This window comes from Streptomyces sp. NPDC040718 (genome assembly GCF_055593565.1).
In genome coordinates, this window is sequence record NZ_JBVIXO010000022.1 from 53,960 (window position 1) to 72,278 (window position 18,319).

Genomic DNA, 18,319 nt, shown 5'->3' on the forward strand with positions numbered 1-18,319 from the left:
CGGCGCCGCCGGGCGCCGCCCCTCCGGCGCGTCAGGGCCTGCGGACCTCGAAGAGGAAGCAGCCGTGCTCGACCGCGCGGACGTGGACGAGGGCGGTGTGCGGGTCGGCGAAGGCCTCCGACAGGGCCTGCTCCACCGCGTCGTCGGCGGCTTCCGGGAGCGTGAGGAAGCGGCCGCCCAGGATGCGGCCGCCCGCGTCGTAGCGGCGGACCGCGCGCAGCGCTCCGGCGTTCGCGAAGGGGTGGCCGGCCGCGCCCCCGGCGGACGGACCCGCGCAGTCGGAGCCGTGGACGAACACCGGGCCCTGTTCGTCGTACGCGCCCGGGTCGACGCCCGCCCCGGCGGCCCAGCGCCGCAGCGGGGCGTAGGAGACGAGGGCGATCAGCTCGCCCGGCAGGCTGCGGCGCAGGCAGCAGCGCAGCGGGGCGCCGCCCTCGGGGTCCTCGTACGGCAGGCAGGGCCGGCCGGCGTCGTCGCGGGCCCGCAGCGCCGTGAGGGCGGCGGGCGGGATGGGGAGGGCCGTGTGCGTGGTCATGGGTCCAGGGTGCGCGGGCGGTCCGGCCGGGTCTGGCGGAAATCGGACCTCGTGTTCGCCTCTGGATTAGTCCCGCCCGGCGGCCGGGCCCGCGTGGAAGGATGGCGGGGCAACGTCACCATCAAAGGAGATGAACGCGTGCCTGGCACGAATCTCACCCGTGAAGAGGCTCAGCAGCGGGCGAAGCTGCTCACCGTCGACTCGTACGAGATCGAACTCGATCTCAGCGGCGCACAGGAGGGCGGCACCTACCCGTCGGTGACCACCGTGCGCTTCCAGTCGGCCGAGGCAGGTGCCGGGACCTTCATCGACCTGGTCGCACCGGCCGTGCACGAGGTCGTCCTCAACGGCAAGTCCCTCGACGTGGCCGCCGTCTTCCGCGACTCGCGGATCGCGCTGGACCACCTCGCCGCCGGGGCCAACGAGCTCCGTGTCGTCGCGGACTGCGCCTACACCAACACCGGCGAGGGCCTGCACCGCTTCGTCGACCCGGTCGACCAGCAGGCGTACCTGTACACCCAGTTCGAGGTGCCGGACGCGCGGCGGGTCTTCGCCAGCTTCGAGCAGCCCGACCTGAAGGCAACGTTCCAGTTCACCGTCACGGCTCCGGAGGGCTGGACGGTCATCTCGAACTCCCCGACGCCGGAGCCCAAGGACCGGGTGTGGGCGTTCGAGCCGACTCCGCGCATCTCCTCGTACATCACCGCCCTGATCGTCGGCCCGTACCACGCGGTGCACAGCTCGTACGAGGGCCAGGACGGGCAGTCCGTGCCGCTCGGCATCTACTGCCGGCCCTCGCTCGCCGAGTTCCTCGACGCCGACGCGATCTTCGACGTGACGCGGCAGGGCTTCGACTGGTTCCAGGAGAAGTTCGCGTACGACTACCCCTTCGCGAAGTACGACCAGCTCTTCGTTCCGGAGTTCAACGCGGGCGCGATGGAGAACGCCGGCGCGGTCACCATCCGCGACCAGTACGTCTTCCGGTCGAAGGTGACGGACGCGGCGTACGAGGTCCGCGCGGAGACCATCCTGCACGAGCTCGCCCACATGTGGTTCGGCGACCTCGTCACCATGGAGTGGTGGAACGACCTGTGGCTGAACGAGTCGTTCGCCACGTACACCTCGATCGCCTGCCAGGCCTACGCCGAGGGCTCGAAGTGGCCGCACGCGTGGACGACGTTCGCGAACTCCATGAAGACCTGGGCGTACCGGCAGGACCAGCTTCCGTCCACGCACCCGATCATGGCCGACATCCGCGACCTGGACGACGTCCTGGTCAACTTCGACGGCATCACGTACGCCAAGGGCGCCTCGGTGCTCAAGCAGCTCGTCGCCTACGTGGGCATGGACGCCTTCTTCAAGGGCGTACAGGCCTACTTCAAGGCGCACGCGTTCGGCAACACGCGCCTGTCGGACCTGCTGGGCGCGCTGGAGGAGACCTCCGGCCGCGACCTGACCGCCTGGTCGAAGGCGTGGCTGGAGACGGCCGGCATCAACGTGCTGCGGCCCGAGATCGAGACGGACGGGCAGGGGCGCATCACCTCGTTCGCCGTGCGCCAGGAGGCCCCGGCCCTGCCGGCGGGTGCCAAGGGCGAGCCGGTGCTGCGGCCCCACCGCATCGCGGTCGGCCTGTACGACCTGGAGGACGGCAAGCTGGTCCGCACGGACCGGATCGAGCTGGACATCGACGGCGAGCTGACGGCCGTGCCGGAGCTCGCGGGACGTGCCCGTCCGGCGGTCGTGCTGCTCAACGACGACGACCTGTCGTACGCGAAGGTGCGGCTGGACGAGATCTCGCTGGCCAACGTCACCGCTCACCTGGGCGACTTCACCGAGTCGCTGCCGCGGGCGCTGTGCTGGGCGTCGGCGTGGGACATGACGCGTGACGGCGAGCTCGCGACGCGCGACTACCTGGCGCTGGTCCTGTCGGGCATCGGCAAGGAGTCGGACATCGGTGTGGTGCAGTCCCTGCACCGCCAGGTGAAGCTGGCCGTCGACCTGTACGCCGACCCGGCGTGGCGGGACCAGGGCCTGACCGTCTGGACCGAGGCCACGCTGGAGCACCTGCGCGGCGCCGAGCCGGGCAGCGACCACCAGCTGGCGTGGGCGCGCGCCTTCGCGGCGACGGCCCGCACCGAGGGGCAGCTGACCTACCTGGCGGCGCTGCTCGACGGCTCGGCGGAGGTCGAGGGCCTGGTCGTGGACACCGAGCTGCGGTGGGCGTTCCTGGAGCGCCTGGCGGCCACGGGCATCGCCGACGAGGCGGTCATCGCGGCGGAGCTGGAGCGGGACGCGACCGCCGCGGGCGAGCGCCACGCGGCGACGGCGCGGGCCGCGCGGCCGACGGCGGAGGCCAAGGCGGAGGCCTGGGCCTCGGTGGTGGAGTCGGCCGACCTGCCGAACGCGGTCCAGGAGGCCGTGATCGGCGGCTTCGTCCAGACCGACCAGCGGGAGCTGCTCGCGCCGTACGCGGAGAAGTACTTCGCGGTGGTCAAGGACATCTGGGAGAGCCGGAGCCACGAGATCGCGCAGCAGATCGCGGTGGGCCTGTACCCGTCGCTCCAGGTCTCGCAGGAGACCCTGGACGCGACGGACGCGTGGCTGGCCTCGGCCGAGCCGAACGCCGCCCTGCGCCGCCTGGTCTCGGAGTCCCGCTCGGGCGTCGAGCGCGCCCTGAAGGCCCAGTCCGCGGACGCGGCGGCCGCGGGGGCCTGACGGCCCGTCGCGCCACGGCCCCGTCCCCCGTCCCCGCTGGGGGGCGGGGGACGGGGGCTGTGCTGTACGGGGCTTGCGGTGCGGGCCCGCTATCTCCCCCTCGACCCCGTGGGGCGGGTCGGCAGTTGCCCACCCGCCCCCGGGTGCGGGTGGGTGGCCGGGGGGCGGTATCCCCTCGGGCGGTCTCACAGCCGTTTGGGGGTTTCCCGTCAGTCCCATCGTCGTTCCGTGTCGGCCGGTCCCTCAAGGGCGCTCCTTCGTCGCGTCACTTCGTGATCGCCTTCGGCGACCCTTGACCGACCGACCCGCCCCGGAAAGCCGAAAGACTGCCGGGAAGCCCCCAAAGGAACGGTCACGGGGCAGGAGGAGCAGGAGCGGCCCTGTCAGAGATGAGGCGAGGGGCCGCGCCCCGGCCCGCCGGGCATCCGGGCCCACATCGCGGCGATTCCGAGCCGGGGGCGCGGCTACCTGCACCACATGCCGACCAGAACCCCCTGCGGAGCCCGCAGGCGCAGCAGATCGCTACGCGCTCCTCATTTCTCGGCGTCCGACGGCCGTCCTGGGCTGATACCTGCACCAAATGTTGATGAGACGGGCATCGGGGTCCGACAGGCGCGTCAGATCGCTACGCGCTCCTCCCGTCTCAGCGGCCGACGGTTGTCCCGGGCTGGTCGAAGGTATCGAGGAAGCGCTCCCAGCCGGCCTGGGCGCGTTCGAGGAGTTCTTGGCTGGGCACATGTCGAGGAGCTGTGGAGCCGAGGCCGCGACATCAGGGAGAGCAATGCCCAGGCGTGACTACGAAGACGACCCCAGCGCACCGCCGGCGAACAGCCTCGTGCCCGCCGCATCCGCCGTCGTGGTGGACGGAGACGGGCGGGTGCTGTTGCAGCGCCGGACCGACAACGGGATGTGGGCCCTTCCCGGCGGTCGGATGGATCTTGGCGAGTCCATCGGTGACTGCGCGGTCCGGGAGACCTACGAGGAGACCGGGATCACCGTGGAGATCACGGGCATTGTCGGCACCTACACCAACCCTGGTCATGTCTTCGCCTACGACGACGGCGAGGTCCGACAGGAGTTCTCCGTCTGCCTCCTCGCCCGCCCCACCGGGGGCACCCTCCGCACCTCCGACGAATCCTTCGAAGTCGCCTGGTTCACACCTCACGAGACCGACGAACTCCCCATGGTCCCCAGCATCCGCAAACGCCTGGACGACTGGCGAGCCGGTAACGGCCCGGTCGTCCGATGAGCCGCCCGGGCTGCTCCGTTCGTCCTCTGGTGCGGGTATCAGCCCAGGAATCCGACGGGCGCGTCAGATCGCTACGCGCTTCTCTGATCCCGGCGGCTGACGGCCGCCTGGGGCTGGTCTGGGGCGGGTACGACGTTGGCGGCGGCGGTGGTGAATTCGCGACCGGTGGAGTTGCGGATGTAGGCGAGTTCCATCCAGCGTTCGATGGCGGTGTCGGAGACGTTCTCGTTGATCACGGCCATGAGGACGCCTTCGGTGCCGGAGGCGATGTCGCGGACCCGCTGGCGGAGGAGACGGTGGGGAACGTACTCGTAGCACTCACTCATCGGAGGCTGCCTCGAAGGTGCTGAGGAAGCACTCCCAGCCGGCCTGGGCCCGGTCGAGCAGGTTGGTGCTGGGGTCGGACGTCGCTGCCACTCCCTCGACGGGCGCGTGCGCGGTCATGAGTCCCTCGCAGACGCAGCTGCGCGTGATGCGGTCGGTCACGGGTCGACTCCTCCAGAGGTCAGTGGTGTCACCCATCAGCCTGGACTCGGTCCAACCGCACGGGAATGACCGTTTGTTGCACTTCCGCTGTACTTGCGTCCCCCTGCATCGGTCTGGCGTGGTTCGATGACGGTGAGAAGGGAGTGGCATGTGGCGACCGTGCACCACTGGACCGGCCTGGAGGCCAAGGCACTCCGGCTCGCGCTGCGGCTGAGCGTCCGCGCGTTCGCCGATCACCTTGGTGTCGGAGTGCGGACCGTCTCCAAATGGGAGAAGCTTCGGGCGTCAACCGAGCCCCGCCCGGACACCCAAGCGATCCTCGACACCGCATTGGCCCGTGCGGACGCTGCCGCCCACCTGCGGTTCGAGACGTTTCTGTCCGAGGCTGGAGGCTCCAGGACAGGCCGGTGGGCGACTCCCGCAGCTCCGCTGGCCTGGGAGTACGAATCCTGGGCCGATGACCTGGACCGGGTCGTGGTGGCGCTCTCTCAGCAGGATTTCGCGTTCGCCGATTGCCTGCTCAGCCGGCGGCTGAGCCGCTTCAAGAGCGTTGAGCTGGACGAGAAGGGCCTGTATCTGTTCGCCCGCTCGACCACTTTGCTCGGGGACCTCAAGCGATACCGGGGAACTCCCGTCGGGCTGCTGTCCGCCCAGCACTCCTATGCCGGTGCGCGCGCCGTCTTCACTCACCTCGGCATCCCCCGCCGCGTGGCCCAGCTCGACCTGTCCCACGCGGTCGTCATGGAGATGTCCGGCAGGCTGGAGACCGCTGCTCGCGCCTACGAAAGCCTGGCTGTCGACGACCGTCTTTCTCCCCGCGACCGCGCGAGTGCCCGCTTATGGGTGGGAACCGCGCTGAGCAAGGACGGTGAGCACGACTACGCGACGCGTGTCATGACAGCCGCAACTCGTGATTTCGAGGACCTGGCCGAACCCGAAGCTGGTCGGTGGCACACCAGAAGCTCGCCCTGGCCCGCCGCGACGCCGGAGACCTCACCGCCGCACTCCGGCACCTGGACATCGCCTGCACTACGGGCACCGTGCGGTCCCCGATGCAACGGGTGCAGCTCACCACCGCTCAAGCCCACATCTTTCGTACTGATCCCGCCACCCGTGACGAGGGGCTCCGCCTTCTGGACGAAGCCGCGCAGATCGCCGCACAGTCCGACCTCGGACATCAACTACGTAGCATCGAGGCGATCAGACGGACGTGCGAGGGAGCCTTCAAACCCCTACACCACCGACCAGGGAGCAGGTAGTGGCAGACGGACGACCGCAGGAAGTCACGGAGGGTCAGCGGCAGGCCGGCCAGCTGATCTGGGACTACCACCACATGGGTCACGAACTCCGCCCGTGCGACGTGGCCGTCGTTTTGGGCTGCAACGACCTCGGCGTCAGCACCTACGCCGCCGACCTGTACAAAGCCGGGCTCTTCCCCACCCTCGTGTTCACCGGCGGCAACAGCGCGGCCACCATCAACGTCTTCCCGCGTGGCGAAGCCGTGCACTTCCAGGAACACGCCCTCGCGCTCGGCGTACCCGCCCACGCGATGCTGCTGGAGCCGAAGGCAGCCAACACCGGGCAGAACATCGCGTTCGCGCGCGAGGTGCTGACCGCCGCCGATGTCCGGCCCCGCTCCGTGCTGCTGATCAGCATGCCGTACATGGAGCGGCGGGCCTTCGCCACCTGCCGCGAGCAGTGGCCCGACATCGAAGTGGTCTGCGCTTCCGACCCACTGTCCTTCGACGCTTACCTCAAGGCCATGGGCGACGAGGAATCCGTGATCAGCATGATCGTCGGCGACCTACAACGCGTGATCGAGTACCCGAAGCAGGGCTTCGCCATCACCCAGGACGTACCGCAGGACGTGCATGCCGCGTACGAGTCCCTCGTCCGCGACGGCTTCACCAGCTGTCTCCTCAGCCCCTGAGAGCCAGCGGCCCCAGACGGCCGACGGCCGCCGAGATCAGAGGAGCGCGTAGCGATCTGACGCGCCATGCGCTTCTCGAACCGCCCTGGTCATCCTCTGGTGCGGGTATCAGCCCCGGACGGTCGGCGGACGCCGAGCCGAGAGGAGCGCGTAGCGATTTGTTGCGCTTGGGTGGTCTGCTGGGGGCTCTGGTCAACCTCTCGTGCGGGTAGTCGCGCCCCGGCCCGGAATCTCGACTCGTGAGGGCCCGGATGCCCGGCCGGCCAAGGCCCGGCCCCTCGCCTCATCGCTGACGCGGCCGCTCCCCACGGGAAGCCCCCAAACCGGCCCTGACACCGCCCGAGGGGACACCGCTCCCCTGGCCCCCTCAGGCGAGGGAGCTCGCCGCCCCCTGGAGGGCCCGCAGGACTCGGGACACCGCCGGGGCGGCTTCCGTGCCTCGGCGGAGGGCTGCGACGACGTGGCGGGTGGGGCGGTCGTGGGTGAGGGTGCGGACCGTTACGCCCGAGGCTCGGGCCGAGACCATGCGGGGGACCAGGGCTACGCCCATGCCCGCCTCGACCATCGCCAGGATCGCGGTCCACCCCGAGGCCGAGTGGGCCTGTTCCGGGACGAAGCCCGCCGGTTCGCACGCCGAGCGGGTGATCTCCGACCAGGGGCCGCTGCCGCCGTAGATCCACCGGTCCGCCGAGAGGTCCGCCAGGCGGAGCACGGGTGCGGCCGCGAGGGGGTGGTCCTGGGGGAGGGCCACATCCAGGGGGTCTTCCAGGAGGGTGATCCGGATGAAGCGGGCGTCCCAGGCGGTCGGGGCGTGCGCGGCGAGGGAGAGGGCGAGGTCCACGGTGCCGGCGGAGAGGAGTTCGTAGGATTCGGCCGCCTCGGTCTCGCGTACGCGGAGTTCGATGCCCGGGTGGGTGAGGCGGAGGGCGGCGACCGCCGGGACCACGAGGACCGGGACCGCCGTGGAGAAGGCGCCTACGCGGACTTCGCCCGACTCCCCCGACAGGTAGCCGGTGAGTTCGGCGTCGGCGCGTTCGAGCTGGGCGAAGACGGCTTCGGTGTGGCGCAGGACCAGGTGGGCGGCGTCGGTGAGGCGGACCCGTCGACCCTGGGGTTCGAGGAGCGGTACGCCCAGCTGGCGGGCGAGGTTGGTCAGCTGCTGCGAAACGGCCGAGGGCGTCATGTGCAGCGCCTCGGCCGTCGCGGTCACGGTGCCCCGGTCGGCCAGGGTCCGCAGGATGCGGAGCTTCTTGATGTCCCAGTCGGTCACCTGATTTCTCCCAGCATGCCCCGTCCTTCAGGGCGGGGAGGAATGGGTCCTTGGCTCGGAGCCGCGAAGCGGCGGAGTTCTCTGCGCATCTGTTCTGACCTGCACTCTCTTCCGTTGTCAGTGGGGGCTGTTAGGTTGCGGGTCATGACGACAGCCGTGAAAGCCGACGAGGTGGCCGGGCACGCCCGTTACACCTACCGGCTGCGTGTGTCGTCCTCCGCGCTTGCGAAGCTGGAGGCGGAGTGGGCGCGGTGTCGGTGGGTGTGGAACGAGTGCGTGGCGAAGTCCCGCAAGGTCCACATGCACAACAAGACGACCGGCGAGAAAACGACGTGCGGGCCTGCGCAGCTCGACAAGATGTTGACCGAGGCCCGCCAGTCGATGAGCTGGCTGCGGGAAGGCGGCTCGGTGCCGCAGCAGCAGATCATCCGGGACTTCGCGAAGTCGAGGGCGAAGGCACTGAAGGACATCAAGGCGAAGCTGCCGGTGCGGCAGCGGGCCGGGATGCCCCGCATCAAGCGGAAGCGGGAAGCGGCCCCGTCGCTGAACTACACCACCCGCGGATTCCGGGTTCGGGACGGCCGTCTGCACCTGGCCGGCGGGATCGTGCTGACGGTGGTGTGGTCCCGCGGTCTTCCGTCGGCTCCATCGTCGGTGCGGGTGTACCGGGACAGCCTCGGGCACTGGTACTGCTCGTTCGTCGTCGCCACCGTGACCGAGGACCTGCCGGAGACCGGCCAGTCCATAGGCATCGACTGGGGCGTGAAGGAGACCGCCACCACCACCTCCGACTCCCATGACCTTCCGCACGCCCAGCACGGGAAGACGGCCGCCGCGAAGCTGGCCAGGTACCAGCGGATGATGGCCCGGCGCCGGACGCCGAAGAACCGGCCCGACACCGCCGGCTACCGCAAGGCCCGCAAGGCTGCGGCAAAAATGCACAAGAAGATCGCCCGGCAGCGGCAGGACACCGGCCGCAAGTGGGCCAAGACCGTCGTCCGGGACTTCGACCATCTGGCCGTGGAGGACTTCCGGCCCCGCTTCCTCGCGAAGTCCACGATGGCCCGCAAGGCCGCTGATGCCGCGATCGGCGCCGTGAAGACCGCGCTGGCCGAGATGGCGCGCAAGCACGGACGGACCGTGCACCTGGTCCACCCCGCGCACACCACCATGGACTGCGCACACTGCGGAGCGAGAGCCAAGCACGCACTCCCCCTCTCCGAGAGAACGTATACGTGCACCGCGTGCGGAACCTCGTCCCCCAGGGACAAGAACTCCGCCCGTGTGATGCTCGTCCGGGCTGGTCTCAACCCGGCTAGTGCTGATCTTGTAAGCCCTGCCCGTCGCTGACGGTCAGGCGAAGTGAGCTAGGAATCCCCGTCCTTCAGGGCCGGGAGGATGTCAAGGGAAGGAAATTACCGGCGGGCCGTGCTGCCGAAGGCGACTCCGCCCAGGATCAGGGCCATGCACAGGAGCTGCGCGGGGCCGGTGCGCTCGCCGAGGAGGAGCAGGCCGAGGGCTGCGACGCAGACCGGCTGGAGGTAGTAGACGACTCCCGCGCGGGCCGCCCCGATGAGGGAGATGGCCTTGTTCCAGGCGAAGAAGGCGACCGCGGAGGAGAAGACGCCGACGTAGAGGAGGGGGCCGACGGTGTGGGGCGTCGCCTCGAAGCCGCCCTGGACGGTGAGGGAGACCGCGTAGGCGGGGGCCAGCATCAGGGCGCCGAGGACGAAGGTGGTGAGGAGGAAGGCCAGGCCGCCGATCTCCGCCGGCTTGCGCTTGAGGAGGGCGCTGTACGTGGCGAAGGAGAGGGCGGCACCCAACATCCACAGGTCGCCGGCGCCGAAATCGAAGCCGAGCGAGCCGTCGCCGACCAGCAGCAGCACCCCGAAGGCCGCGAGCAGCATCCCGAAGGAGCGGCGGACGCCGAGCCGTTCGCCGCCGAGGCGGGCGTACAGGGCCATGATGACCGGCGAAGCCGCCATGATCATGCCCATGTTGGAGGCGGAGGTGGTCAGTCCTGCCTGGTGGACCAGGGTGTTGTAGAGGGTGACGCCGAAGAGGGTGGCGAGGCTGATGTAGCCGAGGTGCTTGCGGAGCAGGGTCCGCTGCTGCCAGGCCTGGCGGGCGGCGAAGGGGGCGACCGCGACGGCGGCGACGATCCACCGCCAGAAGACGGCCTGGACGGGCGGGACGGTGTCCGCCATGCCGCGGGTGGCGACGAAGCTGCCGGACCAGACGACCGTCGCGACCAGGGCGAGGAGTACGCCCAGTCCGGCGGCTCCCTTCCTCGCCTTGTCTCCGGCAACGGCGCCGCCGCCGGCGAGGGCGCCGGCGGCGGTGGGTGCGGTGCGGATGCGGTCCATGACGGTCACTGGTGGTTTCCCCCTGAGCGTGTGGTGTGGGTCGTGGACCCACTCTCACACCTTCGCTTTGCCCAGGTCCATCGAAAGATTTCGATCGGTTCCTTCAGTCGCGCTGAACGGTTCCGGCTTGGGCTTCGCCGCCCGGCCCGGGAGCTGGCCGAAGACCGTGGCACCGAAGGCGAGGGCCATGCCCACCAGCTGTACGGGCGACAGCGCCTGGCCGAGCGCGGCCCAGCCGATGACGGCGGCGGTGAGCGGGGACAGCGGGCCGAGCAGGGTGACGGAGGTGGCGGTGAGCTGGCCGATGCCGCGGAACCAGAGGAAGTACGCGGCCCCGGTGTTGATCAGCATCATGTAGCCGTAGCCGAGGAAGGCCTTGCCGTCGAGCGCGGGCGGCGCCCCCTCGACCAGCGCGGCGATCGGGATGATGACCAGGCCGCCCGCGGTGAGCTGCCAGCCGGTCACGGCCAGCGGGCCGACGCCCTCGGGGCGTCCCCAGCGCTTGGTCATCACGGTGCCCGCGCCCATGGAGGCGGAGGAGACCACGCCGGCTATGACGCCGATGAGGTCGAGCTCGGCCTCGGCGGTCAGCACCACCATGCTCACGCCGAACGCGGCGACCACGGCGGCGAGCACGGTCCGGAGCCTGGCCCGCTCCCCCAGGAGGAGGGCGGCGAGCCCCACGACGAAGAGCGGCCCGGCCGAACCGAGCACGGCGGCGACGCCGCCGGGGAGCCGGTAGGCGGAGAGGAAGAGCAGCGGGAAGAAGGCGCCGATGTTGAGGGTGCCGAGTACCGCGGACTTCCACCACCAGGCGCCCTTGGGCAGGACGCGGGAGAGGGCGACCAGGAGCAGGCCGGCGGGCAGGGCGCGCATGGCCCCGGTGAAGAGGGGCCGGTCGGCGGGCAGCAGCTCGCTCGCGACGAAGTAGGTCGAGCCCCAGGAGATGGGGGCGAGCGCGGTCAGGATGGTGGTGGTGACGCGGTTCACGGTCACTCCTCGGGCAGATGAGGATGGGCTGGCGGGTGCGGGTTGGCCGCGACCTACCCGGGGGCCCGTCCCCGGACCTCCCCGAGTAGGTCGCTGATAAGTAGCTTACCCCTAAGCTACTTTTACGCAAGCTACTTTCTTGCGAACGACTGAGCGGAACGGGATACTTCAGTTATGACCGAGGTGAAGAAGGACGCCGCGACGGACGCCGTCGACGCGATCACCGCACAGTGGGCCGACGTGCGGCCCGACCTGGACACCGCCCCGATGGCCGTCTTCGGCCGGATCTACAGGATCGCCAAGGCCGTCGGAGAAGCCGTGGAGCGCGCCTACAACGGCTACGGCATCAGCCGGGGCGAGTTCGACGTCATCGCGACGCTGCGCCGCTCCGGGGCCCCGTACACTCTCTCGCCGCGCCAGCTGTCGGCCACCCTGATGCTCACCACCGGCGGGATGACCGGCCGCCTGGACAAGCTGGAGAAGGCCGGACTGCTCACCCGCAGCCCCGACCCGCACGACCGGCGCGGGCTCCAGGTGACCCTCACCGACCGGGGCCTCGCCCTCGCCGACGAGACGGTCTCCGCCGGCCTCGCCGTACACCGCCGGGCCCTGGAGGGCTTCGACCCCGAAGAGGTCGAGCAGCTCACCGGGATGCTGCGCAAGCTGCTCGCCGACGTGTCCTAGGACGGCGGGGCGCTTCCGGGTACGACAAGGCGCCGGAGGTCGCGTCGGGACCGGCTCACACCGGTTCCGCGGACCTCCGGCGCCCGGAAGTCTTGATGAAGGGACCTGCCCGGTCGGGTCAGGCCTGGTTCTTGCGCGACTTGTCGCCGACCATCACGAGACCCGCGATGACCAGGAACAGCACGATCGGCGCGGCCACGAACAGGCCGAGCGTCTCGCCAATGCTCAGGCCCGGGCCCGGGTCGTCGCCGTCGTCGCGGGTCAGCGCGAGGGCGGGAGACGTCATCAGCAGCATCATCAGCGTCGTTCCGGCCGTGACGGCGCCGGCGCGCAGAGCGTTCTTCTTGTCCACGGTGCAAACGTAGCGAACACCTAAACGAGGCGCGCGCCCGGGGGTGCCGTACGGGTCTGCGCCCCCTCCCGCACCGCGCTCAGCAGGGCGTTCGCCCGGGCCGAGGCGGTCAGCGCCTCCAGGGTCAGCGGGCGCCCGTCCGCGTCGGCGACCGGCAGCCGCCAGTTGGGGTACTGGTCCCAGGTGCCCGGCAGGTTCTGCGGCCGCCGGTCCCCCACCGCGTCGGGCAGCCACACGCCGACCAGCCGGGCGGGCGTGCTCAGCAGGAAGGCGTACAGGGCCCGTACGGCGGCCTCCTCGCCCTTGGTCTCCAGCCCCAGCCGGTCCAGTAGCGCCAGCCACTCGGCGGTGTCGGCGGCGTCCTCGGAGCGCTCCAGGTCCAGAGGCCGGGTCAGCAGGCCCAGCCGGTCGCGCAGTTCGACGTGGGAGCCGGCCAGCTTGGCGGCGGTGGGCGGCAGGTCGTGGGTGGTGGCGGTGGCCAGGCACCGGGACCGCCAGGCCCCGGCCGGCAGGGGTTCGCCGTCGCCGGTCCAGTCCCGCTCGAACCACAGCACCGAGGTACCGAGGATCCCGCGCCGGGCCAGCGCCCGCCGCACCTGCGGCTCCACCGTCCCGAGGTCCTCGCCGACCACCAGCGCCCCGGCCCGGTGCGCCTCCAGGACCAGTACGGCCAGCATCGCCTCGCCGTCGTAGGAGACGTACGTACCCTGCGCGGCCGGGGTGCCGTCCGGGATCCACCAGAGCCGGAAGAGGCCCATGACGTGGTCCACGCGCACCGCGCCCGCGTACCGGAACACCCCGCGCAGCAGGGCCCGGAAGGGCGCGTACGCCGATTCCTCCAGGGCGTCGGGCCGCCAGGGCGGCAGTCCCCAGTCCTGGCCGCGCGCGTTGAAGGCGTCGGGCGGGGCCCCGACGGAGGCGCTGCGGGCATGGAAGGAGCCGGTACGGGCGTCGGAGCCGTCCGGGTGCACCCCGACGGCCAGGTCGTGCACGATGCCGACCTCCATCCCGGCCTCCCGCGCGGCCCGCTGGGCGGCGGTCAACTGGGTGTCCGTCAGCCAGACCAGCCAGCAGTGGAAGTCGGCGCGCTCCTGCGGGTCTTCCCCCGAGGCGGTCGCGCACCAGGCGGCGTGCGCCGCGAGCCCTTCGCCCTGCGCGGCGCGGAACGCCCGGTAGGCGGCCTCGCGCGCGGGGGTGCGCGGGACGGCGTACAGCAGTTCCAGGGCGGCGCGCTTGAGGGCCCAGACGGCGTCCCGGTCGATCAGCGCCCCCTTCTCCAGCACCTCGCGGCGCAGCTCCCCGCCCCGGGCGGCGAGTTCGGCGAGGGCGTCCCGGTCGGGGCAGGCCTCCCACTCGGGCAGGTCCTCGACGCGCAGGTGCACCGGGTCCGGGAAGCGGCGGGAGGAGGGCCGGTAGGGGGACGGGTCGCTCGGGGTGCCGGGGAAGGCCGCGTGCAGCGGGTTGACCTGGATGAATCCGGCGCCGTGGGTGCGGGCCGCCCAGCGGGCCAGCTCCGCGAGGTCGCCGAGGTCGCCCATGCCCCAGGAGCGCTCCGAGAGCAGGGAGTAGAGCTGGACGAGCAGCCCGTGGGCGCGGTCGGGCGCCGCCGGGGCCCGGTCCGGGGCCACGATCAGGGTGGCGGAGGCGGTGCGGCCGTCCGGGGTCCCGGCGGTCAGCCGGTGCACCCCCGGGGGCAGTCCGGGGTTCCAGTCGGCCTGCCCGGCCCCGTCCTCCAGGGTCACCCGCACCCGGGTCCCGGCAGGAAGCGCGGCCAGAGCCCCGGGGGCGGGTTCGCCCCGCCAGTGCACCAGGGTCGGCGGGAGCAGCCGCCCGGCCCGCTCCCGCTCGGCCCGGTCCGCCCTCTCCCGCACCTCCTCGGGGGTGCCGGCGGTGACGCCGATCAGGCCCAGCACGGCCCGGACCGTGGCCTCGGGCACCTGGACGGTGACGTCCTCGGAGGGCTGGTAGGAGGTGGCGACGCCGTAGAGGGCCGCGAGCCGGGCGAGGTCGTCCATCGTCATCCTTGGCTGGGTGAGGGGCGGGGGTTAGGTGAGCGGCTCGCTCGTGAGGTGGGCCTCGGAGACGAGCGGGGACTCACTGGTCAGGGGCGCGTACGCGGAACCGGCCAGCGGGGGTTCACTGGTCAGCGGCGGGTACGCGGCGTCCACGGCCGGCTCGTCGGCGGGACCGGACGGGACGGGCAGGTGGGAGAGCGGGGCGGGTTTCCTGCGGCTGCCGGTCGCTGTGCGGGCGTTCATGAGGTCCTCCCTCTACGGTTCTTCGGACCGCCGTGCGGTTCTCGGGACCGCGTCGCGGCTCTTCGGACCGCCCATGCAACACCCGTGGCGAACACCGCAGCCATACCCAGTCAGGGGCATCGCATTCCTGGCCGATCCAGGTCAGATCACCCCACGCGCATTGACACCCCCGCCGCACGGGTGGTGGGCTCGGGCTCGTTCACACGGTCGGGGGACGACTCGGGACGGGGGAGGCTCCGTGCAGCTCAGGGGCAGGAAGCGGACCACGGCCGCGGCCGTCGCAGTGATCGGTACGCTCCTCGGCGGGGCCGTCGCGTCGGCTCCGCCGCGGATCAGCGCGGCACCGGGGACTTCGGGCTCCCCGCGCCCTGACAGCGGGTCCGCTCCCGTCTTCACCGCAGGACTCGGGCCCGTCATCGACCCGGGCTCCGACGTTCCCCGAGCCGTTTCCGAGGGTCCGGCCGTGTGGCCGCGGCCGCAGTCGGCCACCGCCGATCCGGGCCGGGAGCTGCCGGTGCCGGCGGAGGCCGTGATGGTGCTCCCGTTCGACGTGGACCCGTACGCCGCCGAGGTCGTGCGCACCGCCCTGCGCGCGGCCGGCGTGCGCACCCTGCACGAGCGGCCCCCGGGCGCGGCGCTGCCCGAACGGGCCCTCGTCGTACGGCTCCAGGGCGCGGACGCCGAGGAGGCCCTGCTGTCGCTGGGCGCGGCCCCGGCCGGGGACCTGCCGGCCGGCGGCTACCGGCTGGCGGTGGGCAGGGCCGGCGGGCGGGACACCGTCGCGCTGGCCGGGGTGGGCGAGGACGGGCTGTTCCACGCCGCGCAGACGCTGCGCCAGCTGCTGGCGGCCGGGCACGGCAGGGTGCCCGGGATGCTGGTGCGGGACTGGCCGATCGCGCCCGTGCGCGGGATCACCGAGGGCTTCTACGGGCAGCCCTGGACCCGGGAACAGCGCCTGGCGCAGCTGGACTTCCTGGGCCGTACCAAGCAGAACCGGATGCTGCTGGCGCCCGGCGACGACCCGTACCGCACCACGGCCTGGCGCGAGGAGTACCCGCGCGAACGGCAGGAGGAGTTCCGGGCGCTGGCCGAGCGGGCCCGCGCCAACCGGGTGGTGCTGGGCTGGGCGGTGTCACCGGGGCAGTCGATGTGTCTGGCGTCGGCGGACGACCGGGCGGCGCTGCTGCGCAAGGCGGACGCCATGTGGGAGCTGGGCTTCCGGGCGTTCCAGGTGCAGTTCCAGGACGTCAGCTACACCGAGTGGGGCTGCCGGGCCGACCGGGTGCGGTACGGGACGGGCCCCGCGGCGGCGGCGAAGGCGCACGCCGAGGTGGCGGGCGAGCTGGCGGCGCACCTGGCGGCGCGGCATCCGGGGGCGGCCCCGCTGTCGCTGCTGCCGACGGAGTACTTCCAGGAGGGCGCCACGACCTACCGGACGGCGCTGGCCGGGGCGCTGGACCCGAGGGTGGAGGTGGCCTGGACGGGCGTGGGCGTGGTGCCGCGCACCATCACGGGCAAGGAGCTGGCCGGGGCGCGGGCGGCGCTCGCGCACCCGCTGGTCACCATGGACAACTACCCGGTCAACGACTGGGACCCGGGCCGCATCTTCCTGGGCCCGTACGCCGGGCGCGATCCGGCGGTGGCGGGCGGTTCGGCGGGGGTGCTGGCCAACGCGATGGCGCAGGGCACCCTGTCGCGGATCCCGCTGTTCACTGCGGCGGACTACGCCTGGAACCCGCGCGGCTACCGGGCCGGGGAGTCCTGGGCGGCGGCGGTGCGAGACCTGTCCGGACCGGACCCGAAGACCCGGGCGGCACTGGCCGCGCTGGCCGGGAACACCGCTTCCTCGGGCCTGAAGGTGGAGGAGTCGGCCTATCTGAAGCCGCTGGTGGAGGAGTTCTGGCGGGCCCGCGCCGCCGGGGACAAGGCGGCCGGGGAGCGGCTGCGCGCGGCGTTCACCGTGCTCCGGGAGGCTCCGGAGCGCCTGGACGCGGCGGTGGCGGCGGAGGCCGGGCCCTGGCTGGAGCGGCTCTCGCGGTACGGGGCCGCGGGCGAGCTGGCCGTCGACCTGATGCGGGCCGAGGCCCGGGGCGACGGGGCGGCCGCCTGGCAGGCCTCGCAGGACCTCGCGGAGGCTCGGCGCGCGCTGGCCGAGCCGGGCGGGGTGCGGGTGGACGCCTCCGTGCTGGACCCCTTCCTGGCGAAGGCGGCGGCCGAGTCGGACGCCTGGACGGGCGCCGCCCGCAAGGACGGCACCGTGCGCCGCGAACCCGGCGCCCACACCGTCCGGCTGGATTCCGCGCGGCCGCTCGCCGCGGTCACGGTGATGACGGACCCGCTGGCGCCGGGCGCACGGGGTGCGGCGGTGGAGGTGCACGTGCCCGGCGAGGGCTGGCGCCGGCTGGCCGACGCGGCGGTGTCCGGGTGGACTCAGGCGGACGCGGGGGGCGTACGGGCGGACGCGGTCCGGCTGTCGTGGGCGGGCCCGGACCCCGTGGTGCACAAGGTGGTCCCGTGGTTCGCGGACGGCCCGCGGGCCCGCTTCGAACTGGCCGACGGGGGCCGGGCCGACGTGGAGGCCGGCGGCGCCGCGCGCACGGTGTCGGCGCAGCTGTCCGGGCTGCGCCCCGGGGAGTTCCGGGGTCCGCTGACGGCGGCCCCGCCGGCCGGGGTGCAGGTGCGGCTGCCGCAGGACGTGGTGGTGCCGCGGGGTGCGACGGTCGCCGTCCCGGTGGAGGTCACCGTCGCGGCGGGCACCCCGTCCGGGGAGTACGCGGTTCCGCTGAGCTTCGACGGGGAGGTGCGGGTGCTCACCGTCCGGGCGGTGCCGCGCACCGGCGGCCCGGACCTGCTGCGCGGGGCCCGCGCCACCTCGTCGGGGGTCGAGGCCCCGCAGTTCCCGGCGTCGGCGGCGGTGGACGGCTCCCCCGCGACCCGCTGGTCGTCCCCGGCGGTGGACGGCGCCTGGTGGCAGGCCGAACTGGCCGCCCCGGCCAGGGTGGGCCTGCTGACCCTGCGCTGGCAGGAGGCGTACCCCTCGGAGTTCCGGGTGGAGACGTCCGCCGACGGCGTTGCGTGGCGCCCGGGTGCGGTGGTGTCCTCCCGGGGCGGGGTGGACGCGGTCCGGCTGGACGCGCCGGACACGCGCCACGTCCGCGTGACGTGCGACCGCCGGGCGACGCGCTTCGGCTGCAGCCTGTGGTCTGCGACGGCCCAGGCGGTCGTGCCGCCTTCCTGACGCGGGCCGGGGTCGGTGCGCATGGCTGGGGCCGGTTGCCGGCCGCTGCGCGGGGCGTTCCCCGACCCGCCCTTCACCCGTTCTCGCCTCAGTTGCCGGGGCGGCTACGGACACGGCGCTACGGCGCCCGCGCCTGAAACGCCGGCGGGGCTGTGTACAGCCCCGCCGGCGTTTCAGGCGCTGGGGGCACCCCCAGCGGTAGCTGGGGGAGGGTCTGGGGGCGGAGCCCCCAGGGGGTCCGGGGCG

15 protein-coding genes and 1 pseudogene are annotated in these 18,319 nt (G+C 72.5%); 7 read left to right on the forward strand and 9 right to left on the reverse strand.

The features are described 5' to 3' along the window. Positions 1–31: 31 nt before the first annotated feature. Entirely contained in the window at positions 32–535 is a 504-nt protein-coding gene (locus ACZ597_RS33480) for a DUF1203 domain-containing protein (RefSeq protein WP_471338752.1), read from the reverse strand. A gap of 138 nt (positions 536–673) precedes the next feature. Here ACZ597_RS33480 and pepN point away from each other — a divergent pair, with 138 nt between their 5' ends. Both pepN and ACZ597_RS33490 read left to right on the forward strand, forming a co-directional pair. After that, positions 674–3,250 (forward strand): aminopeptidase N, encoded by a 2,577-nt coding sequence (gene pepN, locus ACZ597_RS33485; RefSeq protein WP_471338754.1) that lies wholly within the window; start codon positions 674–676, stop codon positions 3,248–3,250. Positions 3,251–4,031: 781 nt separating this feature from the next. Then, entirely contained in the window at positions 4,032–4,499 is a 468-nt protein-coding gene (locus ACZ597_RS33490) for an NUDIX hydrolase (RefSeq protein ID WP_471338756.1), read from the forward strand. A gap of 71 nt (positions 4,500–4,570) precedes the next feature. Here the strand turns inward: ACZ597_RS33490 and ACZ597_RS33495 are convergent, their stop codons facing one another. Both ACZ597_RS33495 and ACZ597_RS33500 read right to left on the reverse strand, forming a co-directional pair. Beyond that, positions 4,571–4,825 carry a hypothetical protein gene (locus ACZ597_RS33495; RefSeq protein WP_471338758.1) on the reverse strand — a complete coding sequence of 85 codons (255 nt, stop codon included), beginning with the start codon at positions 4,823–4,825 and terminating at the stop codon, positions 4,571–4,573. Continuing rightward, positions 4,818–4,985 (reverse strand): hypothetical protein, encoded by a 168-nt coding sequence (locus tag ACZ597_RS33500; protein WP_471338760.1) that lies wholly within the window; start codon positions 4,983–4,985, stop codon positions 4,818–4,820. The genes ACZ597_RS33495 and ACZ597_RS33500 overlap by 8 nt, the downstream gene beginning before the upstream one ends. Before the next feature lie 150 nt (positions 4,986–5,135). Between ACZ597_RS33500 and ACZ597_RS33505 the strand changes: the two are divergent. Together ACZ597_RS33505 and ACZ597_RS33510 are read left to right on the forward strand one after the other, a co-directional pair. Continuing rightward, a pseudogene (locus ACZ597_RS33505) lies at positions 5,136–6,244 on the forward strand (helix-turn-helix domain-containing protein). Continuing rightward, the gene (locus ACZ597_RS33510; protein WP_471338762.1) at positions 6,244–6,915 is read left to right on the forward strand and encodes a YdcF family protein; all 672 of its coding nucleotides are present in this window, start codon (positions 6,244–6,246) and stop codon (positions 6,913–6,915) included. The pseudogene ACZ597_RS33505 and the gene ACZ597_RS33510 overlap by 1 nt, the downstream one beginning before the upstream one ends. A gap of 367 nt (positions 6,916–7,282) precedes the next feature. Here ACZ597_RS33510 and ACZ597_RS33515 read toward each other — a convergent pair whose 3' ends face one another. Beyond that, positions 7,283–8,185 carry a LysR family transcriptional regulator gene (locus tag ACZ597_RS33515; protein ID WP_471338764.1) on the reverse strand — a complete coding sequence of 301 codons (903 nt, stop codon included), beginning with the start codon at positions 8,183–8,185 and terminating at the stop codon, positions 7,283–7,285. Between the two features lie 144 nt (positions 8,186–8,329). Here ACZ597_RS33515 and ACZ597_RS33520 point away from each other — a divergent pair, with 144 nt between their 5' ends. Then, positions 8,330–9,535 carry an RNA-guided endonuclease InsQ/TnpB family protein gene (locus ACZ597_RS33520; RefSeq protein ID WP_471338766.1) on the forward strand — a complete coding sequence of 402 codons (1,206 nt, stop codon included), beginning with the start codon at positions 8,330–8,332 and terminating at the stop codon, positions 9,533–9,535. Positions 9,536–9,600: 65 nt separating this feature from the next. Here ACZ597_RS33520 and ACZ597_RS33525 read toward each other — a convergent pair whose 3' ends face one another. After that, positions 9,601–10,560: a DMT family transporter gene (locus ACZ597_RS33525; RefSeq protein WP_471338768.1), complete on the reverse strand. Its 960-nt coding sequence runs from the start codon at positions 10,558–10,560 to the stop codon at positions 9,601–9,603. A gap of 45 nt (positions 10,561–10,605) precedes the next feature. Next, on the reverse strand, positions 10,606–11,547 hold the full coding sequence (locus ACZ597_RS33530) for an EamA family transporter (RefSeq protein WP_471338770.1): 942 nt from the start codon (positions 11,545–11,547) through the stop codon (positions 10,606–10,608). A gap of 168 nt (positions 11,548–11,715) precedes the next feature. Between ACZ597_RS33530 and ACZ597_RS33535 the strand changes: the two genes are divergently transcribed. Beyond that, entirely contained in the window at positions 11,716–12,225 is a 510-nt protein-coding gene (locus ACZ597_RS33535) for a MarR family winged helix-turn-helix transcriptional regulator (protein WP_471338772.1), read from the forward strand. A 118-nt stretch (positions 12,226–12,343) separates the two neighbouring features. Here ACZ597_RS33535 and ACZ597_RS33540 read toward each other — a convergent pair whose 3' ends face one another. Genes ACZ597_RS33540 through ACZ597_RS33550 form a run of 3 tightly spaced genes read right to left on the reverse strand, consistent with a single transcriptional unit; the run spans position 12,344 to position 14,835 of the window. Continuing rightward, positions 12,344–12,577, reverse strand: coding sequence for a hypothetical protein (locus ACZ597_RS33540; RefSeq protein WP_385770679.1), 234 nt, complete (start codon positions 12,575–12,577; stop codon positions 12,344–12,346). A gap of 20 nt (positions 12,578–12,597) precedes the next feature. Next, entirely contained in the window at positions 12,598–14,598 is a 2,001-nt protein-coding gene (locus ACZ597_RS33545; RefSeq protein ID WP_471338774.1) for a 4-alpha-glucanotransferase, read from the reverse strand. A 24-nt stretch (positions 14,599–14,622) separates the two neighbouring features. Further along, positions 14,623–14,835, reverse strand: coding sequence for a hypothetical protein (locus tag ACZ597_RS33550; RefSeq protein WP_471338776.1), 213 nt, complete (start codon positions 14,833–14,835; stop codon positions 14,623–14,625). A 238-nt stretch (positions 14,836–15,073) separates the two neighbouring features. Here ACZ597_RS33550 and ACZ597_RS33555 point away from each other — a divergent pair, with 238 nt between their 5' ends. Further along, entirely contained in the window at positions 15,074–18,073 is a 3,000-nt protein-coding gene (locus tag ACZ597_RS33555; RefSeq protein WP_471338778.1) for a beta-N-acetylglucosaminidase domain-containing protein, read from the forward strand. The last annotated feature ends 246 nt before the right edge of the window (positions 18,074–18,319 follow it).